This window comes from Mesomycoplasma hyopneumoniae J, from assembly GCF_000008205.1.
In the GTDB taxonomy this organism is placed as follows: Bacteria; Bacillota_I; Bacilli_A; order Mycoplasmatales; family Metamycoplasmataceae; genus Mesomycoplasma; species Mesomycoplasma hyopneumoniae.
This window is the reverse complement of record NC_007295.1, coordinates 740664-763758: the sequence shown is the minus strand read 5'-3', so window position 1 is coordinate 763758 and position 23095 is coordinate 740664. Positions and strand designations below refer to the sequence as shown.

At 29.3% G+C, this 23095-nt stretch carries 20 protein-coding genes; 15 read left to right on the top strand and 5 right to left on the bottom strand.

Annotated features, from left to right (window positions below; all coding sequences use genetic code 4):
• Position 1 precedes the first annotated feature (1 nt).
• From thrS to glpO, 3 genes are read left to right on the top strand one after another with little or no spacing between them, the layout of a single operon-like run.
• Complete coding sequence (thrS, locus tag MHJ_RS03125) at positions 2–1741, top strand: threonine--tRNA ligase (RefSeq protein ID WP_011284321.1); 1740 nt, start codon at positions 2–4, stop codon at positions 1739–1741.
• Positions 1734–2153: an MAG3450 family membrane protein gene (locus tag MHJ_RS04040; protein ID WP_044284705.1), complete on the top strand. Its 420-nt coding sequence runs from the start codon at positions 1734–1736 to the stop codon at positions 2151–2153. Before thrS ends, MHJ_RS04040 begins: the two co-directional genes overlap by 8 nt.
• A gap of 60 nt (positions 2154–2213) precedes the next feature.
• Complete coding sequence (gene glpO, locus MHJ_RS03115) at positions 2214–3377, top strand: type 2 glycerol-3-phosphate oxidase (protein ID WP_044284704.1); 1164 nt, start codon at positions 2214–2216, stop codon at positions 3375–3377.
• Positions 3378–3477: 100 nt separating this feature from the next.
• Here the strand turns inward: glpO and MHJ_RS03110 are convergent, their stop codons facing one another.
• On the bottom strand, positions 3478–5478 hold the full coding sequence (locus tag MHJ_RS03110; RefSeq protein WP_193325076.1) for a pullulanase: 2001 nt from the start codon (positions 5476–5478) through the stop codon (positions 3478–3480).
• Between the two features lie 306 nt (positions 5479–5784).
• Between MHJ_RS03110 and MHJ_RS03105 the strand changes: the two genes are divergently transcribed.
• The 9 genes from MHJ_RS03105 to MHJ_RS03065 all read left to right on the top strand — a co-directional run bounded on the left by MHJ_RS03105 (position 5785) and on the right by MHJ_RS03065 (position 15992).
• The gene (locus tag MHJ_RS03105) at positions 5785–6012 is read left to right on the top strand and encodes a hypothetical protein (protein WP_011206435.1); all 228 of its coding nucleotides are present in this window, start codon (positions 5785–5787) and stop codon (positions 6010–6012) included.
• Entirely contained in the window at positions 6005–7849 is a 1845-nt protein-coding gene (gene nusA / locus MHJ_RS03100) for a transcription termination/antitermination protein NusA (RefSeq protein ID WP_044284703.1), read from the top strand. Before MHJ_RS03105 ends, nusA begins: the two co-directional genes overlap by 8 nt.
• 9 nt (positions 7850–7858) lie before the next feature.
• Positions 7859–8149 carry a YlxR family protein gene (locus MHJ_RS03095; RefSeq protein ID WP_011206433.1) on the top strand — a complete coding sequence of 97 codons (291 nt, stop codon included), beginning with the start codon at positions 7859–7861 and terminating at the stop codon, positions 8147–8149.
• Entirely contained in the window at positions 8116–9915 is a 1800-nt protein-coding gene (gene infB, locus MHJ_RS03090) for a translation initiation factor IF-2 (RefSeq protein WP_011206432.1), read from the top strand. The genes MHJ_RS03095 and infB overlap by 34 nt, the downstream gene beginning before the upstream one ends.
• 11 nt (positions 9916–9926) lie before the next feature.
• Complete coding sequence (locus MHJ_RS03085) at positions 9927–10256, top strand: ribosome-binding factor A (protein ID WP_011206431.1); 330 nt, start codon at positions 9927–9929, stop codon at positions 10254–10256.
• A gap of 50 nt (positions 10257–10306) precedes the next feature.
• On the top strand, positions 10307–13252 hold the full coding sequence (locus MHJ_RS03080) for a DNA polymerase III subunit alpha (protein WP_011284317.1): 2946 nt from the start codon (positions 10307–10309) through the stop codon (positions 13250–13252).
• Between the two features lie 2 nt (positions 13253–13254).
• Positions 13255–14139: a 5'-3' exonuclease gene (locus tag MHJ_RS03075; RefSeq protein WP_011284316.1), complete on the top strand. Its 885-nt coding sequence runs from the start codon at positions 13255–13257 to the stop codon at positions 14137–14139.
• Positions 14140–14160: 21 nt separating this feature from the next.
• Entirely contained in the window at positions 14161–15294 is a 1134-nt protein-coding gene (locus MHJ_RS03070) for an endonuclease/exonuclease/phosphatase family protein (protein WP_011284315.1), read from the top strand.
• Between the two features lie 83 nt (positions 15295–15377).
• The gene (locus tag MHJ_RS03065) at positions 15378–15992 is read left to right on the top strand and encodes a hypothetical protein (RefSeq protein WP_228366113.1); all 615 of its coding nucleotides are present in this window, start codon (positions 15378–15380) and stop codon (positions 15990–15992) included.
• A 110-nt stretch (positions 15993–16102) separates the two neighbouring features.
• Here the strand turns inward: MHJ_RS03065 and mutM are convergent, their stop codons facing one another.
• The 3 genes from mutM to rpsD form a co-directional block, all read right to left on the bottom strand.
• Positions 16103–16930 carry a DNA-formamidopyrimidine glycosylase gene (mutM, locus tag MHJ_RS03060; RefSeq protein WP_011284313.1) on the bottom strand — a complete coding sequence of 276 codons (828 nt, stop codon included), beginning with the start codon at positions 16928–16930 and terminating at the stop codon, positions 16103–16105.
• Positions 16930–17364, bottom strand: coding sequence for an RpiB/LacA/LacB family sugar-phosphate isomerase (locus tag MHJ_RS03055; protein WP_011284312.1), 435 nt, complete (start codon positions 17362–17364; stop codon positions 16930–16932). The genes mutM and MHJ_RS03055 overlap by 1 nt, the downstream gene beginning before the upstream one ends.
• Positions 17365–17477: 113 nt before the next feature.
• Positions 17478–18095 carry a 30S ribosomal protein S4 gene (gene rpsD, locus MHJ_RS03050; protein ID WP_011206424.1) on the bottom strand — a complete coding sequence of 206 codons (618 nt, stop codon included), beginning with the start codon at positions 18093–18095 and terminating at the stop codon, positions 17478–17480.
• A gap of 367 nt (positions 18096–18462) precedes the next feature.
• Between rpsD and MHJ_RS03045 the strand changes: the two genes are divergently transcribed.
• From MHJ_RS03045 to MHJ_RS03035, 3 genes are read left to right on the top strand one after another with little or no spacing between them, the layout of a single operon-like run.
• Entirely contained in the window at positions 18463–19227 is a 765-nt protein-coding gene (locus tag MHJ_RS03045; RefSeq protein WP_011206422.1) for a glucosamine-6-phosphate deaminase, read from the top strand.
• Positions 19228–19250: 23 nt separating this feature from the next.
• Positions 19251–21032 (top strand): PTS transporter subunit EIIC, encoded by a 1782-nt coding sequence (locus MHJ_RS03040; protein WP_148166908.1) that lies wholly within the window; start codon positions 19251–19253, stop codon positions 21030–21032.
• On the top strand, positions 21032–21862 hold the full coding sequence (locus MHJ_RS03035) for a class II fructose-bisphosphate aldolase (RefSeq protein ID WP_044284702.1): 831 nt from the start codon (positions 21032–21034) through the stop codon (positions 21860–21862). Before MHJ_RS03040 ends, MHJ_RS03035 begins: the two co-directional genes overlap by 1 nt.
• Before the next feature lie 54 nt (positions 21863–21916).
• Here the strand turns inward: MHJ_RS03035 and MHJ_RS03030 are convergent, their stop codons facing one another.
• A complete protein-coding gene (locus MHJ_RS03030; protein ID WP_044284701.1) occupies positions 21917–23071 on the bottom strand; it encodes an amidohydrolase family protein in 1155 nt (384 codons plus the stop codon).
• Positions 23072–23095: the final 24 nt, after the last annotated feature.

The following is a 23095-nucleotide window of genomic DNA, read 5'->3' as shown; positions in this document are numbered from 1 at the left end:
TATGGACTTAAAAATTGACTATAAATTAAATCATTCAAGTTCACACCTCTTAGCATTAGCAATTAAAATTCTTTATCCGGGTGTAAAATTTGGAATTGGCCCTGTTTTTGATGATGGTTTTTATTATGATTTTGATCTTTCAGTCTCAATTTCGCAATCTGATTTTCCAAAAATTGAGAAATTAATGAAAAAGTTGGTTTCAAAAAATCTAAAGATTGTTGAAACCGATGGGAAGAACCTTGATTTTCAAAATCAAATTTATAAAGCGGAATTAAAAAATGACCTAGAAAAAAAAGGTGAAAAAATCACTTATTTTTCAATAGTTGATAGTAAAAACAACATACTTTTTGAAGACTTATGTTATGGAAATCATCTTGAATCTCTAGGAAAAATTCAAAATTTTAAACTTTTAAAAATTGCCGGCGCTTATTGAAAAGGTGATTCTAAAAACAAACAGTTAACCCGAATTTATGGAACTAGTTGAGATTCAAAAGAAAATCTTGATAAATTTCTTGGAATTTTACAAGAAAGACAAGAAAGAGATCATCGAAAAATCGGGGCAAAATTAAAACTGTTTACATTTAGTTCTTATTTTGGCCATGGTTTTCCAGTTTGACTTGAAAATGGAATGCGAATTTATAATAAAATTCGCCAAAAAATTCTTGAATTTGACCGTAATTACGGATTTAAAGAGGTTCTTACGCCCCATTTTGGCCATAAGGAATTATATAAAATTTCCGGACATTTATTACATTATCGCGATGATATGTTTAAAGGCTTAAAAATTGAAAACGAGGAGCTAATTCCGCGTCCGATGACTTGCCCACATCATATTATCCTTTTTTCACAGCAACTTTTTAGTTATCGAAATTTACCATATCGAATCTCTGAACAATCACGATTATATCGTTATGAAAAATCAGGAGCACTTTTAGGCCTTGAACGCGTTCGAGCTATGGATTTAACAGAAGGGCATATTTTTGTTAGTAAAAGTCAAATTTTTAGTGAAATTAGTCATCTTTTTCAAATGATTTCTGAGGTACTTGATTTTTTTAAGGTCCAAATTTTTTATATCTCATTTTCAAAAAGAGACCCTAAAAACAAGGATAAATTTTTTCAAGATGATCAAATGTGGGAACAGGCAGAAGCTGATTTAAAGCAGTTTTTAGATCAAAATAAAATTAATTATATAGAAAAAATCGGTGAAGCTGCTTTTTATGGTCCCAAAATTGACTTCCAAGTTAAAACTGCACTAAATAAAGAGTTAACAATTTCAACTTTACAACTTGATTTCCTTTTACCTGAAAAATTTAAAATTTCCTTTATAAATGAGTATAATAAAAAAGAAACTCCAATTTTAATTCACCGCGGTTTAATAGGCACTTATGAACGGTTTATAGCGCTTTTATTAGAACAAAGCAAGGGAAATTTACCTTTCTGAATCTCGCCAAAACAGATAATTGTTATTCCAGTAGCTGAAAAACATAATGATTTTGCCCAAAAAATTCATAAAATTCTTTTTGATCTTGGATTTAATTCGGAAATTGATCTCAGATCTGAGCGCATTTCGCGCAAAATCCGCGAGGCAAATTTAGAAAAAATAAATTTTCAGGTAATAATCGGGGATGAGGAAATTACAAAAAATGAAATTACCTATAGAAAATTTGGTTCTCCTGAATTATTTAGAATTTCCCTAGTTGATTTTGTCGATTTGTTGAAAAACAGCGAAAAAAATGTATAAAAAAATAACGAAAATTCCTGATTTTTTATTTGCATTGCTTACAATAATTCTTCCGATTAGCCTTATTTATGCATTTTTTTCGCCTGATTTTTATGGAAAAACTATAATTTCCTTCTGAATTTTGCTTCTAATAACAATTTTAAATTTTTTTTTATGTTTTCTGATATCATTTATTTGGATAAGATTAAAAATTGTTAATTTTTCCTTTATTTTTTATTATCCGATAATCCTTTTTTCGTTGAGCATTTTGCTTGTAACATATCCTTTAAATGATTCAAAAAGTCTCGTGATTTTACGTGTTTTTTTGGTTTTTTTATCAATTTTCTTAATTATTCCTTCGTTAATAATTAAGAAAAAAATTGTGCAAAAAGCCCAATTAAATTTAATCAATAAAAGAACAAAAAAACATTAAAATCAAAAATTTTAGTTATAATTTATATTATATAACTGTTTTTAGGGGAAGAATTACATTATGACAGAAAAAAATAATATAAATTACGATGTAATTATTATTGGTTCGGGAATTATTGGAACTAATATTGCTTATGAACTTAGTAAATTTGAGCTTAAAATTGCACTTTTAGAAGCAAAAAAATACCCAGCATCTGAGACAACAACAGGAAATTCAGGGATAATTCATTGTGGTTTTGATCCAAGTCCAGGAAAATTAAAAGCAAAATTCAATGTTTTAGGCCATAAATTATGGACTGAAAATATTTTTAAAAAAATTATTTTTCCGCGTCAAAAAGCCAAAAGCGTAGTTTTGGCATTTGACTCTGAAGAAGAAAAAATAATTTACGATCTTTATAAACGAGGAATTATTAACGGTCTTGACCCTAAAAACTTATCGATTTTAAGCAAAAAAGAACTTAAATTAGCGCATCCAGATGTATCAGAAGAAGCAGTCTTAGCGCTTGAGTGCTTGAATTCCTGGGTGGTAGATCCAGTTAAGGCCGCGTATGCTTTTTTGGAAATTTCTAGGAAAAATGGTTTAGAATTTTTTAGTAGTTCAAAAGTTATTTCAATTTCTAAAAATAGTCAAAATTTTTTCCTAATTAAAACAGAAAACCAAAATAATCCTTTTTTTCAGTCAAAAATTATAATAAATGCCGCCGGTCATTATGCCGATGAAATCGGAAAAATAGCCGGTTTTGGCGAATTTAGTCAAAAACAAAGGCGCGGTCAATATTTAATTTTAAAAAATCACCCCAATATAAAAAATATTTATTTTTTAGTCCCTTCAAAATACGGAAAAGGAGTAATTGTTGCGCCTCGGCCAGACGGAAACATCTTAGTTGGGCCAACAGCTAAAGAAAATATATCGAAAAATAAGGTAAATTGCCTTGATTTTGATCTGAATGAAGAAATTCAAAAAATTGGTCATAAAATAATTCCTAGCCTTGATTATTCAGAAACGGTTTTTGCTTTAGCAGGTTCCCGACCAATCGAAGCTGAGAAAAGTGACTTTGTGATTAAACCAGCTTTTAATGACCCAAATTTTATTTTTGCAGCCGGAATGCAGTCCCCTGGTTTGTCAGCTTCCCCAGCAATTGCTCTTGAAATAGTCAATTTTGTAAAAAATCGGATTGATTTGGTTAAAAAAACCGAATTAGTGGAAACTATTGAATATATCTAAATTAATTCTGGCTAAAATAGATATAATATTTAAATTTATCTATGAATTAAAGTATTTTTCAAATTAACCAGAAAATTTAAATAAAAATTTTTTGTCTAATTTAGCTATTTTTAATTAATAAAATCGACTGATGTTTCTGAATTAAATTAGGAATAACTTTAATCTTTGAGCTAAAAAGAATATTAAAATTTTTAAAATCATATTCATAAGAAAGATGTGAAAAATTATGAATAACTTTAATCACTTTATTTTTAGCAGTAATTTTAAAGATAATTAATCCTTTATTGTTATCAACAGTTTCAAATTTTAGCTGTTTTTTGATTTTTTGGTTTGTATCAAGCCGAAAAAATGGAGAATTTTGGCGAAATTGATTAATTTCGGCAAGAAAATCAAAGATTTTCTCTTTGATTTCATTGTTTTTAAGAATTTCAAAATTCAATCCATTTGTGAAATCTGTGGTTTTATCAGAATGAAAATCAAGATATTTGCCCGCTAAAAACGAAAAAGGCGGTCTTTTTATGTTTAAATTAGGATAGCAATTTTGATAACTGCCCCCAGAAAAATCACAAATTCTTGAAAAAGCAAATTCAGTCCCAGCACTAAGTGAAATTTTTCCTTGGACAAAATTGACCATCATTAAGGCTTGCCGGTAGATTTCAAGAAATTCTCTTTTTCCAATTCGCGTTGTCGCACTAAGAATTTTATCGGCTAAAGTCGGGCCATTATAACAAGTAAGATAGGCAAGATTTAGGCTGATATCGTTTGCAAAAAGGTCGTATTTTTTTTTTGAATATGGCAAATTTTGGAAGTCAAAATTTGCAATGTTCCCCGGAATTGAAGAAACATAAGCAGCGAATTTTTTACTAGTTTTTGATAAAATTAAACCTTTATCACGCGGATTTCCGCTCCCGATAATTGCTGTTTGGATTGTATCGTTTAAATATCCAAAGTTAAAACTATTTCCTGTTTTCCCTTTTTCAAGTCGATTTCTGCTTGGTAGGTCACTAAAATTTGAAAAATCACCATATAAAAGAATATTTGGATTAACTTTTTTTAGTTCACTGGCAATAACTGTAATTGCTTTTTTATCTAAAAAAGATGCTAAATTAAAGCGAAATCCATCAACTTTATAATATTTAGTAAAAAAAATTAAGGAATCCAAAATTAGCCTAAATGCCATTGGTTTTCGTGTATCAAGTGGCGGAAATCCGGCAGGTAAAACAGCTGCTTCATCCCGGTAAAAATGCCCGTGAGCTACATCCTCAAGAATTGAATTTTTAAAGGTGTGACTAAAATCAACATCAAGAACAATTCCGATCTTATTTTTATGGGCGGAGTCAACAAATTTTTTAAACTCAAAAATTCGCAGATATGGATCCATTGGATCTGTTGAATAACTTGAATTTATCGAAAAGTAACCAATTGGGTCATAACCCCAATTATAAGTGCTAAAATGACCGTTTCCATCCCCTTTGTGGAGGATGCTAGCGTTTTTTTGGCTGAAATTATAACAAGAGTGGATTGGTAATAATTGTAAAAAATTAAATTTTAAGCTATTTAAATAACTAAAAACATCATTTTCTAGCGCTCCGATAAAAGTACCTTTATTTTCTGTTTTTTTACTAATAGATGAAAAATCTCGAATGTGCAGCTGATAAATTTGAGCATCAATTTGCGGATTTTTGTTAAATCCTTCTAATTTTGAAGGATTTTTTCCAGTTTTTTCGGAAAAAATGTCAATTAAATATGCTTTTGGACTTTCATTTTTTTTTCAATCAAAAGGCGCAATACTAAAGGCATAAGGATCAAGTGCCTCAGTTATTTTTAAATCGTGATGCTCAATTAATAAATTATAGGAATATCCATTAAAAGAGGCATTAATTTGGCAAAACCAAACATCATTATTTTTTGACATCACAATAATTTCAGCCGGAATTTTGTCTTCCGGATCTTTATAAATTGCAAAATGTACCCGATTTGCATTAGGTGATCAAAGGTAGAATTCAAAATTATTGCCGTTAAAAATTAAACCAAGTGGTCCTCAATATGATTCACCGCGGAAATTCTTACGGAATAAACTAGTATTATAATTAAAAATCATATTAATATAAGCCTAGAAAATGTTAAAATTTACAAATTTACATAAAAATCGTTATCATTATTATATTGTATTACTAACGATAAAAAACTAATTATATAAAAAATATTATTATACCATAAAAGAATAAATATTATAGTGACATTAAAAAATATTTTTTATTTTTATTTGTTAATCAAAAAGTGGTATAATATATTCAACCTTAAAAATTTTTGTATTTAAAAAAAGGTTGTCTTTTTGACGACCTTTTAGTTTTTATTTAATATATTATAATTAAAAACAAATAAAATTAAAATAAAAGAGGTAGATTTGAGCTTAATTGAGCAATTAGCAAGTAAATTTAAGCAAATTTTATCAATTAATTTTGTTCTAGAAAACGGGATAAATTATTTGCGAATTATCACTGATTATCGGTCTTTAAAACAAGTTGAGGAAATTTCAAAAGAAATTTCCATTTTTATCGATAAAATTGAGACCGATGAGAAAAATTTTATTTTAGAAGTACTTTCAAAAGGGCAAGATTTCGAAAATGAATAGAAAAAAAACCGAAAAATCAAAAATTAGTTCAAAAGATAGTAAAAAATTAATAATTCAAGCTATCCAAGATGTGGCAAAAAATAGCGAATTAAATCTGGAAGCAGTTATTGATATTTTTCAGGAAGCAATTGAATTTGTAATAACAAAGAAAATTGACCCAGATGCGCAAATAAAAATTGAAGCTGATCTTGAACAATTGAGTTTTAAAGTTTTTAATACAAACGGGATTGTTGTTGAAGAAAATTATTTTGATGATCTTACAGATGAGGAAAAAGTTAACGATCTTGTTTCTTTTATTTTACTATCAAAGGCAAAAGAAACTGATCCTGAGATTCAGGTTGATGATATTTTTTCAATTGAAATTAATCTTGAAAGTTTTGAACATTGACTTTTTATGGCAATTATGCACGCTTTTAAGCAAAAAATTTCTGAAATTGTCCGAAATAATGTTTATAACAAATATTTATCGCTTAAAAATAACGTAGTTTTGGCCACTGTTACTAATAAAATTGCTGCTGGTTATATTTTCGAAATTGACGATGATAAAGTTTCTGCCTTTATGCCAAGCCATTATGCAAGTGGACAAAATTTAAAAATAGGCACTAAACATGAAGTTGTAATTGAAAATGTATCAAAAAATACAAAACAGTCGCAGGTTGTGATATCCTCAAAATCAGTTCAACTTGTCAAGAAAAAAATAATCGATGCAATCCCTGAACTACAGTCAAAATTTCTTGAAATCACTTCAATTGCACGGATTCCAGGGGAAAGATGTAAAGTCGCAATTCGCAGAAATGAGGATGCCGAAGCTGATAATATTTCTGAAATCGGCTCAATTGTAGGAGCAACTGGCTCAAGAGTTCTTGCAATTTCTCAAGAGCTTCAGGGTGAAAAAATTGAGGTGATTAAATATGATGATAATATTGTCAAATTTATTGTTAATGCGATGTCGCCTTCAAAAGTTATTTGCGTAAAAGAGTTCAAAATAGGTCATAAATTACGTCGTTTTATCGTAGTTGTTCCTGATTTTCAACATAGTTTAGCCATTGGAAAAAACGGTTCAAATGTTAAACTAGTAGCAGATCTAACACGTTGTCAAGTGCAAATTATCCCGTATTCAAGCGCGCTAAAAGATCAAAATTTTAAAATTGAATGAAATGGAAATATTAAAGACATTCAAGAACTAAACAGTCTTAAAAATGAGTATATTCATCGCCAGCAGGGTAGAATTTATCAAAATCATCGGAATTCATATGGTCAAGGTAATAATAATTTTGACTTAATTTTACAGCAATTCGAATCTGATATTCGCGAGTTAGAAAAACCTTATGGGATTGAAAACGAGTTTATACCAAAAAATGAGCAAAAACAGGTAAGAAGTCACCAAGAATTTCCAAAAAACAAGAATAATCTAGCAAAAGCAGCAACTAAATCGCGTAATTTTAACAAAAGCCAGAATATCCGCGAAAATATTTCAAAAGATTTTGATTATGGCTTTGAAAACGAGAAAGATTCTAATTCTTTCCAAAATATTAGTCAAAGATCTTTTTTTGATGCAGATTCACTTTTTGATTCGGCTCTAAATGAGGCAATTAGTGAAAACGAGTTAATCGATAAAATTCACCAAGAAGAGGAAAAAAAACAAGAATTATTATTACAAGAGAAGGAAAAATGAGCAAAAAATGAAGCTCAAATCCAAAAAGCTAGTCAAGAACCTAACCAAAATTCAGATTTATATATCCAAAATGAAAAACAAATAAAAAATTTCAAATTAGATGATGATCTTCTAAAATATACAGGGGTTGACGATATTGACATTGATGATTTTGATTTCTAGGATAAAAAAGTGAAAAATTATACAAGAAAATGTATTGTTGATCAAAAAATTTATCCAGTAAGTGAATTAATAAGATTTGTTTATATTGATAAAAAGTTAGTAATTGATAAATTTTTTGATAAAAAAATTGGTGGCAGAGGCGCATATATTTTTGCTGATTATGATAAAATTCAACAAGCAATTCAAAAAAAACTTTTTAATCGTGCATTTAAGACAAATATTTCCACTCTTGCCTATACAAATTTAGCAAATGAGGTAGAAATTCTATGAAAAAAAGTCAAAAACGAATCTCAAATGTAAGCGAAATTAAAGCACAATTAAAAACTGTTGAAACTAAAGTTCATAACGGCGTCTTCCTTTTTTCAGGAATAATGACAATTGCTGAATTAGCTCAAAAAATTAATGTCTCAGTGAATCAAATTATTACTTATTTTTTCCATCAGGCAAAAATGTATAATTTAAATCATAGTCTTTCTGAAGACGAAATTGCCGAAATATGCCTTGAATTTGGGCTTGATTTTAAAAAAGAAGTCCAAATTGATGCCTCTAATTTTATGGAGGAAGTTTCAATTCTTGATCAGGACAAAGATCTTAGCCCCCGTCCGCCAATCATCACAGTTATGGGTCATGTTGACCATGGAAAGACAACCTTACTTGATTATATCCGGAAAACTAATATTGCAAAAAATGAAAAAGGTGGAATTACCCAGCATACTGGTGCTTATCAAGTTGTTTTTCAAGGTCATATTATTAATTTTATTGATACTCCTGGTCATGAAGCATTTACACAAATGCGCGCCCGCGGGGCAAAAGTGACCGATATTATCGTCTTAGTTGTTGCTGCTGATGATGGAGTGATGCCTCAGACAAAAGAAGCAATTAACCATGCTGCAGCCGCAAATGTGCCAATAATCGTTTTTGTTAATAAAATGGATAAGCCAAACAAGGATGTTGATAGGATCAAAAATGAACTATCTGCGCTTAATATTGTCACCGAAGAATGAGGTGGAAGTAACATTTTTGTCTATGGATCGGCACTAACGGGTCAAGGAATAGATACCCTTTTTAGTTCAATTTTACTACTTGCAGAAATTTTAGAATTAAAAGCAAATAAAAATCGCTATCCAATCGGGACAGTTATTGAGGCAAAATTGCACCATAATAAAGGGACAATTGCAACTTTAATGGTTCAAAATGGGACTTTAATGGTCAGAGATTTTATCGTTGCTGGTTATCAATATGGTCGGATTCGTTCACTGGAAAATACCAATGGTCAGCCAATCAAATTTGCTCCCCCGGGAACTCCGGTAATTGTCACTGGGCTTAATTATGTCCCGGAAGCCGGGGATAAATTTTTCGGATTTCACGAAGAAAAATTTGCAAAACAATTAGCTCTTGAAAGAAAACAGTCAGAGAAAATTTCAAAGACAAAAGTGCAAACAAAACAGCAAACAAAAGAGAAAACACTAAATATAATTATCAAGGCCGATGTTGCCGGAATTGCCCAGGCTTTGCATTCAACAATTGAAAAACTTGCATCAAAACAAGTGCATATTCACATTTTGCACTCTGGTGTCGGCATTGTAAATAAGGCAGATATTTTACTTGCCCAAACTTCAAATTCAATAATTTATGCCTTTAATTTACAAATTCCAGCTGCAATTAAAGCCCAAGCAAAACAAGCCCAAGTCGAAATTCGCGAACATACAATTATTTATAAAATTGTTGATGAAATTAAAAAACAAGTCCGTGGAATGCGTGAGATTAGATATGAACTTCAGCAGATCGGGACAGCAAAAATTATTGCTAAATTCTGATTTTCAAAAGTCGGATCAATTGCAGGATGTAGTGTACTTTCGGGAAAATTTGTCGAAAATTGTAAAATTGAGCTTTGAAGAAATTCAAAACTGATCCATTCAGGAAAAATTGAATCCCTACAAAGAGATAAAAATCCGGTAAAAGAAGTTCAGGTCGGCAACGAGTTTGGAACTCATATCTATAAATTTAATGATATTGAAATAGGTGATGAGCTAAAAGCATTTTTAGATGTTGAAATTGAGGAATAAAAAGGAAGAGAATGTCTGTTAGTCACGAGAAAAAACAAAATTATTACTTTCAAATTATTTCAAAAGTAATCGAGACATATTTTCTAGAAAGGATGCCGGTTTCTGTTAATTGAGTTCGACTTTCAGCAGATAATTCCCATCTTTTTGTTTATTTAGAGTTTCAGTTTAGTCAAAGAAAAAATTTAGCTAAAATTATCAAAGCGGAAAAATTTATTAGGCTTAAATTTGGCAATCTCCTTGAAGGTTTTAAAGTTCCACAACTCCATTTTTTACTAGATCCAGTTGTAGAAAGAGTAGAAAAAATTGATAAAATATTTAGTGAAATTCAAAAAGAAAAGTAAAAAAAGCACATAAAAAACGCTTTTTTTACTTTTAATATTTAACCAAAGATATGCAATTAATTAATTTACATACAAGAACTGAATACACATTTTTATCATCAACGATCAAATTAGACTCTTTGATAAAATTTGCGCTTGAAAATAATTTAAAAACTTTGGTAATAACGGATTTAAATTCAATGTTTGGGGTACCAAAATTTTATAAATTATGTAAGCAAAACAAGATAAATCCGGTAATTGGACTTGAAATTGAAATTGAAAATTTCAATTTTATTTTGCTAGCCAAAAATTATTCAGGATATGTTATTCTTTCGGAATTTTCCTCAAAAAAAACAAAAAAAAAAGACCTTTTTTTAACAGATCTTGCAGAAAAAGATGATATAATTATAGTTGATCACCCCAAAAAAGGGTTTTATGCTCAAAAAAAAGAACAATTAGGCAAACTTTTTGGCGAAAATCAACTTAAAAATTATTATATTGTTGAAAACAATCCTAAAATTGAAAATGCTGTTTATCTTCAAGAGCGAAATTTACTTTTTGCAGAGGAGAAAATTTACCTTGAAGCACTTTCAAAAATTAAAGGTACAACTTTAGATTCAAGTACCAAATTTTTTGACTTTAATAAATGAGAACAAGAAATTGATCCTATTATCATTAAAAGAACCAATTATCTTGTCGAAAATATTCAAATTCAATTTCCCAAAATTGATTTTAATCTTCCTGACTTAGACCACAAAAATGGACTTGAATCCGATCTTTTATTAAAAAAAATCCTTAAGGAAGCGGTTCAAAACCGCAGAATTGAACTGTCAAATTATAAATGGAAAGCGCGTTTGCAATATGAATATGAAACAATTTGCAAACTAAAATTTACTAATTATTTTCTGATAATTTGAGATTTTCTAAAATGGGCCAGGAAAAATGAAATCCTGATTGGGCCAGGTCGTGGGTCTGCTTCGGGTTCTTTAGTCGCCTATCTACTTGAAATTACTTCTGTAAACCCTTTAAAATACGACTTAATTTTTGAAAGATTTCTAAATCCGCAACGGATTACGATGCCCGATATCGATATTGACATTCAGGATACAAGACGTCAAGAGGTTATTGATTATTTATTTGAAAAATACGGGCCTGACCATTGCGCGACAATTATTACTTTTTCCACTTTAGCAGCTAAAAGTGTTTTTCGTGATATTTCAAAAACCTTTGGAATTCCCGAAATCCAAATAAACAAAAATGCAAAATTAATTCCGAACAATGCAAATTTATCCCAATTATATGACCAAAAATCCTCAGAATTTCGAAGATTAATTGAAAAAGGTGATAATTTTAAGGCCGAAAATAATAGCGAAATTTATAAAAAGATCTATAAAATCAGCGCTTTTTTAGAAGGAATGCCGCGACAGTCCTCAACTCATGCAGCCGGAATAGTCTTATCAAAAATTCCAATTACAAAATTAGTGCCTGTTCATAATTCTAAGGAAAATTTAAATCAAATTCAGTATGCTGCAGAATTTATTGAGGATTTTTCCCTTCTAAAAATTGATTTATTAGGGCTGAAAAATTTAACAATAGTAGCTAATATTCTAGCGAAAATTAATTCAGATGGGCATAAAATCACTTTTAATCAGCTACCAATTAGTGAAAATTCAACAAATAATTTACTATCCCAAGGGAAAACAAGTGGGATTTTTCAATTAGAATCACCGGGAATGACCGCAAGCATTAAAAAAATTGGGGTTAGTTCAATTAATGACATAATTGCGATAATTTCGCTTTTTCGTCCTGGCCCAATTCAGCAAATTCCTACTTATGCAAAAAATAAGGAGAGAAATAATTGAGAGAAAATATTTCCTGAATATGATAAAATTGTCGAATCAACTTTTGGTGTAATTATTTATCAAGAACAAATTATGCAGATCTGTCAGGTTGTAGCTGGTTTTAACCTCGAACAAGCAGATATAATCCGGGTTGCAATTTCGAAAAAAGATGAGACAAAACTAGATAAAATTAAGGAAAATTTCATTAAAAACGGGACTAATTTAGGATATGAACCTAAATTGGTTGAAGATATTTATAATTTAATTTATAAATTTTCTGACTATGGATTTAACAAGGCGCATGCGGTAGCTTATGCAACTTTAGCTTATAAAATGGCTTATTTAAAAGCCAAGTATCCTGCTTATTTTTTTGTTGAGTTGATTTCAAATGAAAACGGCGCGCAGGCAAAAATTAAAAAATATGTTGGTGAAGCGAGAAATTTTGGTTTTAAAATTCATAGGCCAAATATTAATTTTTCAACAGAAAATGCTGTTTTTGATAAAGGGAAAAACACAATTTTTCTTCCACTTTTAATGGTTAAAGGCCTTGGAACGATTGCGATTAAAACAATTATTGATGAAAGATCAAAAAATGGGATATATAAAAATTTTTTAGATTTCATTAAAAGAATGAAATTAGTCAATTTTTCAAAAGTGGCAATTGAAAAATTGATTTTTGCAAATACTCTTAGCGATTTTGGCAATCAGGAGACATTAGCTCATAATTTTGAGCTACTTTGGAATCATGCTAGTTTTGTGCTTAATGATAAAGACGGAAATTTAGTTCTTACAACAGATAATTTTGGTTTGGATTTAGAATTTTTAGAAAAAATTCCTTATAATCAAGAAAAAAATTATGAAAATGAGGTAAAATATCTTGGAATGTCGTTTGTTGATGACCAAAATAATTACTTATTCACTAATCAAATCAGACTAAAAGACTTAAGAATTGGGAATGAATATCGGCTAATTTTAGAGCTAAAAAATGTAATAAGATTAAGAAAAGCTAATAGCGAATATTTTATGGTGATTTTAGCCGATGATGAAAATGAGATCAAAATCTTTACTAAAAACCCAGATTATTTATTGCTTGAGACAAAAAAACACTATGAATTTATAGTGTTTTTTTCAAAACCAGGCAAATTCTATTTAAAAGGAAGTCCAAAAAATTGCTAACTATGGCTAGAAAAATATTATTAATTGATGGAACATGATTAACCTTTAAATCATTTTTTGGTGGATTTCATGGTAATCGCCTTATTAATTCAAAAGGGGAAATGACCTTTGCAGTTCATATTTTTTTTAGTTCTGTTTTTAAATTATTAAAGCTTCTTAGACCTGATAATGTTTATTTTGCTTTTGATTTTGGCGCGAAAACCCCGCGCCATCAAATGTATCCGGATTATAAAAAAGGGCGAATAAAACCTCCTGATTCACTTTTTTTTCAAATGGATCAAATTAAAAAAATACTTAGTTTAGCGAACTTTTTATGATCAGAACATCAAGATTTTGAAGCCGATGATCTAATAGCATCGCTAAAAAAAAAGATTCAGAAAAAAGATAATGAAGCAGAAATACTCATATTTAGTGCAGATCAAGATTTACTACAATTAGTTGATAAAAAAACTAAAGTTATTACAAAAATTAAAAATAATTTCATAAATATTAATACACAGGAAAATTTTTATGAATCATACGGTTTTTCGCCCTCTCAAGTGATTGATTTTAAGGTTTTAGCAGGGGATGTTTCTGATAATATTAAGGTAATTGAGGGCCTAGGCAAAAAAACAGCGATAAAATTACTAGAAAAATACAAAAATTTAGATAATATTTTATTAAATCTTGATAAAATTAATCAAAAAATCGCAAATCAAATTAATCAAAAAATAAAACAGTTATTATTTTTTAAAAATTTTATTAAATTAAATGATAAGGCTAATTTTGATTTTGATATTTTCCAGAAATTAGACATCAAAATTAGTCCATTATTAGTGAAAATTTTAAACGAACTTGAATTAAAAAAAGTATACGAAAATCTAACTGAATTAGCTAGTAAATATTAAAAAAATAGTATTAATGTAAATATGAAAATTAAAAAATTATTTCTTTTTTCCTCCATCTTTTTAGGTTCTTTAGCCACCGGACTCGGAGCTTATTTAATTTATCAAACATCAACAAATAAATCAAATTCAACAACAGCTGCCCTTAATCAAACTGAAAAATTAAATTCAACAAGTAATTTAGAAAATACTAATTTAGTTCCAGATCATAAAAAAAATTCTATTCGAATTGGCTTTTGAAATGTTTTAAATTATTCAAATAAATCCTCAAAAACAAATACAGCAAAAACATATGCAATTTCGCAGGTAATAAACTCTACAAAGCTGGATCTAGTTGGCTTAGCGGAGATAACGCAGACCGGCGATGGATCTGATATTGTTAAGGAATTAAATACGCTAAATCCTAATGCCGCTTGGAAAGAAATAACCACTGCCGAAGAGGGCAAGGTAAATCAGAAGGAAAAATATACATTTTTATATAAGTCTTCACTTTTAGAAATAGCTAATTTTGCCAGTCCATCAAATCCTTATTTGATCCAAAAAGGTGTTAAATTAGAATGAGCCAGACCGCTTGCAGCCGTTAAATTTAATACTAAAACAGAAAGGAAAGAGGATTTTACTTTTGTAATTGGTCATTTTGATGCTCCAGGAGTGCAAAAAAATCGTGGGGAAATTCAGGATAAGGAAACATCACAAGGTTCTCAAGAAGCCGCAGAAGCTCGTGATTTGATAAATTTATTAGTTGAAATTGATAAAAAAGACGGCGAAAACAAAGAAATAATTTTTATGGCTGATACAAATATCCGTGCCGAAAATTCTGAAAAGTTGTTTAAATCAACACTAAATTCCTATAGATCATTGCTTGATAAAGAAGAAAAAACTTCACTTTCAAATACTTTTGGCAAATATTCAAATTCCTATGATAAAATTTTTTATAAAGGCAATCTTGTCGCAAATAACGGGCAAAAATTTGATATTTTTTCAATTTTTAAAAAAAATATTGCTAATGTAGAAAAATATGATGAGCTTCGGAAAAAAGATGGTCGCTCAATGAATTATAAAATTAATCAATTAGGGGAAATAAACAGAATTAAAGGAATTTCCGATCATACAATGGTTTATTTTGATCTTGAATTAGGCCAAAACAGTCAGAATTAAAAATTTTTTTTATTTTTTAATGACTAATGAATTGAAAAAAAACTATAAATTTCGATGTTTTTCCAAAAAATATAAGGCAAAAATTGACAAATTACCAACTGATTTCTTGTGGCTATCATAACTGCAGTTTTCTAGGTTTTTTTAAGAATCATAAAGTTCAAATTCGAATTGCTATTAACAATTTTGTAAATTGAAAAAATGAGGAGAATTTCATCAGAAATAATCCTAATTTTTTCTTTTACACCAAAGGTAATTTTATTAAGAAATGGATAGAGGGCGAAATTTTAAGCCCTAAAAATTTAGAAACTAATCTGCAGAAACTATTTTTTGCAGTCTTGGAATTTCATATGCAAAAAAATGAGAAGATTGCTAAATTTGACTGAAACGTTAGTGAAATAATAGATAAAAAATATATAAAATTAGTGCAGAAATACCAATTTGATCAACTTGTAATTTCTCATAACGATTTACAATTTAAAAATATTATTACCTCAGATAAACACGTTTTTCTACTAGATTTTGAGTGGGTTAGACTAAATAATCCTTATTTTGATTATGTCTGTTTATATATTAATTTAGGAATTTCTCCTGAAAAAATCATTGAATTTTTTAATTTGGAAACTGAAAAATTCAATGATTTTGTTTATTTAGTTAATGTTTTTACTAATTTTTGAAATAAAAAATTTTATAATAAATAATGTAAACTAAAAAAACTTAATTATAGGGTTTTTTGCGCGTTTCACTGGCTTTTAAGCCATAAAAATTATAAATTTATTACTAAAAAACACTTCAAAAATAGTATTTTAACTTAAAAATTGTCTAATTTTTGACAAAAAGGGCAAAAATATGTTCCCCTACCAGCAATAACTGTTTTTAAAATTTTAGTTTGGCAATTTGAGCAAGGAAAATTTTGTTTTGTATGAACCTTTAAAAAATTTTGAAATTTTCCCTCTTTTGCATTCAAAGATGTATAAGAACTGATGCTTGAACCGCCAAGTTTAATTGATTGTTGTAGAATTTTTTTGCTAAAGTAAATTATTAATTCTGCCTCTTTTCGAGAAATCAATTTTGCAGTTTTTCCCGGGAAAATTTTTGTTGCAAAACAAACTTCATCAGCATAAATATTCCCTAGTCCACTAATAATTTTTTGATCAAGCAAAATTGCCTTAATCGAGCGTGTTGATTTTCTGATTTTTTGATAAAAATCATCAACCTTAATAAAAAAAGGTTCAGGCGCCAAATCTTTAAGTGGTTTAGTTTTAAATAATAATTCCACATCCCGAATCATAAAAGTTCCAAACTTACGACTATCGTTGTAATTTAGGACGCTATTATCAGAAAAAACAAAGGAAATATAGTCATACTTTCCTCATTGAGGCGATTTATATGTAAAATATTTCCCATTCATTCTTAGATGTGATAAGATAACTTTTCGGTTGTCAAGAAAAATTAATATATGTTTAGCCCGATTTTGGATGTCAATAATAGTCGCATTTACAATGGATTTTTGAAAATCAAAAAAATTAATTTCCTTGATAAAATTACTATCACGGGCCAAAACATTTTTAATTTTTTTACCAATTACCTCGGTTTTTAAGGCGTTTACAACCGTGACAACTTCTGGTAATTCTGGCATTATTTATCAAGTTCATCAATTCTTTCTTGATGACGGCCACCTTCGTATTCGGTTTCTAAAAATTTTTTAATAAAAGAAATTGATTCATCTTTTGAATTAAAACGGCCAGAAAGTGCAATCACATTTGCATTATTATGTAATTTTGCAAGATAAGCATCATTTTCACATGTAACTCGCGCAGCTCGAATTTTTTTAAATCGGTTTAAGGCATAAGACATTCCTAATCCTGTTCCACAAATAGCAATCCCAATTTGCTCAGGATTTTCTAGCAAAAAATTTGCTAGTTTATTACCATAAACAGCATATGAAACTGATTCCTCATTTTTTGGGCCAAGATCATTTACTTCAAAACCTTGGTTTTTTAAATACTCAATAATTTCTTCTTTTCTTTTAAAACCAGCATGATCTGAAGTAATAGCAAATTTTTTAGGCATTTTTCTCCTAGAATTTCACCTAAATTATATCACATTTAGAAAAAAATCCAAAAACATTTAAAAATTATTTCTGGATTTTTTTCTAAAAATACTAATTAGAATTAAAAAATTGATTATTTACTATAGAACTCAACGATTAAGGATTCCTTAATTTCCTGGTTTAATTCTGATCGTTCCGGCATACGGTTAAAAACAACCTTGAAATTATCTTTGTCAACTTCAAGTCATGCGGCTGGCGTTCTTGTTTCCAAAGAGGTTAAAATTTGTTGATTTTTTCTAATTTTTCCGTCTTTCCGGGTTGTAAGTTCGAAAATATCCCCCTGTTTTAACTGAAATGAAGGGATGTCTACTTTTTTGTTGTTTACTAAAAAATGACCGTGATTTACAAGTTGACGTGCTTGACGCCGAGTTTCAGCAAAACCAGCACGATAAACTGAATTATCTAGTCGTGATTCGAGCGCTTGTAAAAACAATGTTCCAGCAATTCCGGTTTTTTTAGTTGCCTTTCGATAAGTATTGCGAAATTGTTTTTCGCTGAGCCCATACATAAAACGTACTTTTTGTTTTTCGCGAAGATGGACCCCATAATCGGAAGGTTTTGAACGTCTTAGACCATGAAGACCAGGAGCATATCGTCTTTGTTTTCCTTTAGCAAATTCTTTTCCTGTTTCAAGAATAGAAAAACCAAGACGCCGTGATTTTCTAAAAATAGAGCCAGTATAACGTGACATTTTTCTCCTTTTAATTTTAAATTCGCATTTTTAGACTAAAAAGAGAAAACTAAATAGATTCTAAATTGATTCAAAATCTAATGCTTTCATTTACAGCTAACTACTCGCAAATCTTAACAAATTTTGAATTTTATCTAAAACTATTTAATGCTGTTAATTTAAAAATGCTTTTATATTATAACTCATTTTTAAATTTAAAAAAAGAAAAAAAGCGAAAAATTTAATGCTTCCGGTATAGTGTTTCATTATTTATATCACAAATATTTAAAAATTGCAATATAAAAAAATTTTTTCGCTTTTTTTACTATTTTTTATTTTATGCGTGATAAAATTTCAATTATTACTATTTTAGATTAAAAAGGACAAAATGAAGATATTAATTTTTGAAAAATTAAGCGATTTGCACAAATATTGTGCAAATCTTTTTATCGACCAAATTAGAACAAAGCCAGATTCAGTCCTAGGTTTTGCAACCGGAATCTCGCCAGTTGAGACTTATAAACTTTTAGTAAAAGATCGCAAAGAGAACGGGACTTCTTGGGAAAAAATTACAACTTTTAACCTTGATGAATTTGTCGGAATTGACAAAAATCATTCAGAAGCTTTTATAAAACAGATGAAAACCAATTTATTTGACTTTGTCAATATTCCAACTTCACAAATAAATATTCCAGATTCTAAAGCTCTAAATCCTGAAAAAGAAGCTAGACTTTATGAGGAAAAAATAGCGAAAAAACCAATTGATTTGCAATATATAAGCATTGGAATTAACGGTCATATGGCCTATAACGAACCTAAAACTCCATTTAATTCTAAAACACATGTGACAAATTTAACCCCTGAAACAATTGAGGATATGGTTAGAAAAGGTAAATTTTCCAGTTTTGATCAATGTCCTAAACAAGCAATTACAATGGGAATTCAAACAATTTTAAAATATACAAAAAAAGCTATTATGATCTCTTTTGGCTCTCATAAGGCCGATGTGACAAAATCAATGTTAGAAGATGAGCCTAATACAGAAATTAGTGCTTCTTTTTTACAATTACATCCAAATTGCACTTTCATTTTAGATAAAAAGGCAGCATCAAAATTATCAGAAAAAACTTTAAAAAGTGCAATTTGGTATTAAAAAATTTAGAAAAACTAGTTATAATGTCAGTAGGATTTGTAAAAAAAATAAAGTTTTTTCGGCCAAAAAAGGCCGAAAATTATAGTCAAAATTCGATTTTTAACCGAATTTTGAATCAATTACAGCGGCTTGGTAGATCACTAATGTTCCCAATTGCCGTTTTACCGATTGCGGCACTTTTATTACGAATTGGTGCACTAATTCAGGATCCTTTAGCAAATGGATCAATTGGAATATCCGAGACGCAAAAATTTTGGGGAAGGCTGATTTCAACCCCAGGCGGAATAGTTTTTGATAATCTAGCGATAATTTTTGCAATTGGAATCGGTTTTGGTTTTGCCAAAGACAACCGTGGCGAGGCCGCTCTTGTAGCTGCTGTTGTTTGATATGGGATGTCAACACTTCTAAAACAGAACCAATTAGCGGAGGCAATTTATAAAAATGTTTTAGTTGCTAAGTCCGGTCAACTCAAAGGATTTACGCAACTTTTGTATTTTTTAAAAGCAGGAAAGCCAGTTTATCAGCTCGATTCAGGAGTTATTGGCGGAATTAGTGTTGGACTTGTTGTTGCATTTTTGTATAATAAATACAAAAATATTAAACTACCACAAACACTTTCTTTTTTTGGAGGCCGCAGATTTGTGCCTATGTTAGGAATTCTTTCAATAATTCCGCTTGGTTTGATATTTGCAATTATTTGACCTTGAGCCCAATATGGACTAATTAAAATTGGTTCAGCTCTATCAGATCAAAGTGCAAATCATTATGCTCGAGGGTTTTATGTTTCAATTTATGCATTTTTAAATAGATTATTACAACCTTTTGGACTTCATCATATTTTGAATACTTTTGTCTGATTTCAATTGCCAATTAAGGGTAAATTAATTTCCCCCGTGATTAATCAGGTGGGAGAAACTGTTGCAAAATTAGGTGAAATTTATACTGTAAATGGGGATATAACTGCATTTAATACTGGAATTATTGGCTCTGGTGGGTTTACAACCGGATTTTTCCCGTTATATTTAGGGGGGCTTCCTGGAGCTGCAGTTGCAATGATTTTTGCTGCAAAAAAAGAAAGAAGAAAAACAATTACTACCTTTTTAGCAGGAGCGACACTTGTAAGTTTTCTTACTGGAATTGATGAGCCTTTAATTTTTACTTTTATTTTCATCTCACCACTTTTATGACTTTTAAATGCTTTTTTGACCTCAGTGATTTACATGTTTGTATCTTGAACTGGAATGAGTATCGGAATTGGATTTTCTGCTGGATTTATTGATTATATTGTTTCTTTTCCAAGGTCATGGGCGTTTGCAAAAAACTTTGGAGTTTTGGCAAATCCACTATGAATTTGGGTTTTTTCCGCGATAATGTTTGTAATTCAAGGTTCAAGTTTCTTCTTTTGTATTAAAAAGTTTAATATTAAAACTTTGGGTCGTGAAGATAAAATTGGGCCAGAATTTAGTATAATAGATGAAAAAACTGACTTGCAAAATCAGGAAATATTTCTACCTGATCAAGAAAAAATAACTAAAAATAAAGTAAAATTTGCTGATGACTATCAAAAAATGGCAGCAGATTTTATTGAAATTTTAGGTAAGGAAAATATTGAAGAAGTCTCAAATTGTGCAACACGGCTAAGATTAATTCTTAAAGATAATGCAAAAAATGATGAATTAGATGCAAAAATTACAGCCGCCGGCGGCCGTGGAGTTGTCCGTGTTGGAAATAAAGGATATCAAATTATTATTGGAACCGATGTTGAATTTGTAGCTGATTATCTTAAAAAAATGATAGGAAAATAATGGTTTTTATCGATCCAAAAGAAACATTTTCAAAACTAAATGCAGAGAATAAACCAATTTTTGCTTTTAATGTTATAAATTTAGAAACACTTTTTGCTGTAATTAAAGCAGGTGAAATTTCTAAAAAACCCTTAATAATTCAGTTAAGTTTGGGAGGAATTAGATATTCCCGTATTGAATTTCTAGCACCAATGATTGTTTCGGCGATTAAAAATTCACCAGGAAAATTTATTTTTCACCTTGATCACTGTGATGATTTAGAACTTTTTGAAAAATATCTTGAATTAGGTTTTAATTCTGCTATGTTTGATGGCTCAAAATTTGATGTTGCTAAAAATATCGAAAAATCTTTAAAAGCAAAGGAACTTGCCAAGGAAAAAAATATTTTCCTTGAGTTAGAAATTGGCCAAATCGGCGGGAAGGAAATTGGTCATCAAGCAGAAAATCAGCAAATTCTTGACCTAGAAATTATAAAAGATTTTTATAAAAAAACTCAACCTGATCTTTTGGCAATTGCTTTTGGAACTGCTCATGGAATTTACAAGAAAAAGGCAAATCTTAACTGAGAATTAATCCAAAATTTCAAAAAAGCATATAGAATTCCGCTTGTTATGCATGGAACAAGTGGTCTTTCGATTCAAGAAATTCAAAAAGGAATTAGTTGTGGAATTAACAAAATCAATATTTTTACAGACCTTTTAGTTAGTTTTTCCGAACAGGTGAAACTATATTTTCAGGAAAATCCAAATGCCTTTGATATTCGGAAAATTAATGAAAAAGGAATTGAAAAGATGACAGAAAAAATTCTTTCTTATCTTAAAATAGCATAAGAATCTAACATTTTATTTTTCTTCTCTGGTTTAAAAAAGCTTTAAATTCATAGACTATTTTGCAAATTCGCGGTAAATTTGGCCAAAAATGATTGACATTTTTAGTTCAAATTTATCATCTAAAATTACAAAATTTGCTTTTTGTCCTATCTTAATTGACCCAAAAAAATCTAGAATTCCCAATGAATTTGCCACATTATAAGAGGAACAAAAAACTATTTCCTGTCAAGATAGTTTCAAATTTAACTTTAAATTCTTAAGAATTTTTAAATATGACATCCCACTTCCGGCAATTTGTTTTGAATTTTTTAGATAGAATAAATCACCTTTCTTCTCAATTTTTAGTTCTCCTAATTTATAAAATCCATTATCAAGTCCTTTTTGGGCAAGCGAGTCTGAGACTGCAACCCAATTTTCTTTTTTAATATTTTTAATTGTAAATTTGAGGGTTGAATTTTTAATATGAAGGTTGTCAGTGATTAACTCAACAAGAAAATTTTTAGGTAATTTTGATTCAAAAATAAGGTTGACAAGTGATTGTTTTCGGTGGTCAAAATTTGAACATCCATTAAAAAAGTGCGTAAATTTATAGTACTTTTTTAAATTATGATTCTTTTTGAAATCAAAAGAATTCGAATGCCCAATCGCAAAATTAATTGTTTTATAAAAAGAATCAATTAATTTTGCTGAAGTTTTTTCAGGGGCAACTACCACTGTAATTTTTTTGTTAAACTTTTCTGCCAAAAACTTAAAATGTTCTCTTTTTGGTTTGATTATTAAATTTTGATTGTGTGCCCCTTTTTTTTTCTCAGAAATAAACGGACCTTCTAAATATCAATTTAGTAAAAAATTAGGATATTTATTAAGCAAAAATAAAAAAAATTCACTATTTTCCTTAATTTTTTCCCATTGCTGGGTAATAGTTGTTCCAAAAATTGCTGCTACACCTTCAAATTTATGTAGTTTTTCCTTATAATCTAAAAAATTTTGTTCCCAGCAACTATCTGAAAAGTCATCAAATGAAAATCCATAGCCGCCGTGGGTGTGCGAATCAATAAAAGCCGGTAATAAAACGTGGTTTTTGCAGTCAATTCCTGAAGATTCTGTATTTCCTCTACTTAAATCAACAATAATTCCGTTTTTATCAAGTTCAATTCAACCTATAAATTCATCAGAATGACTAACAATTCTAAGATTTTTATAAATCATTTTTAAATATTTAGGTTAGCTATA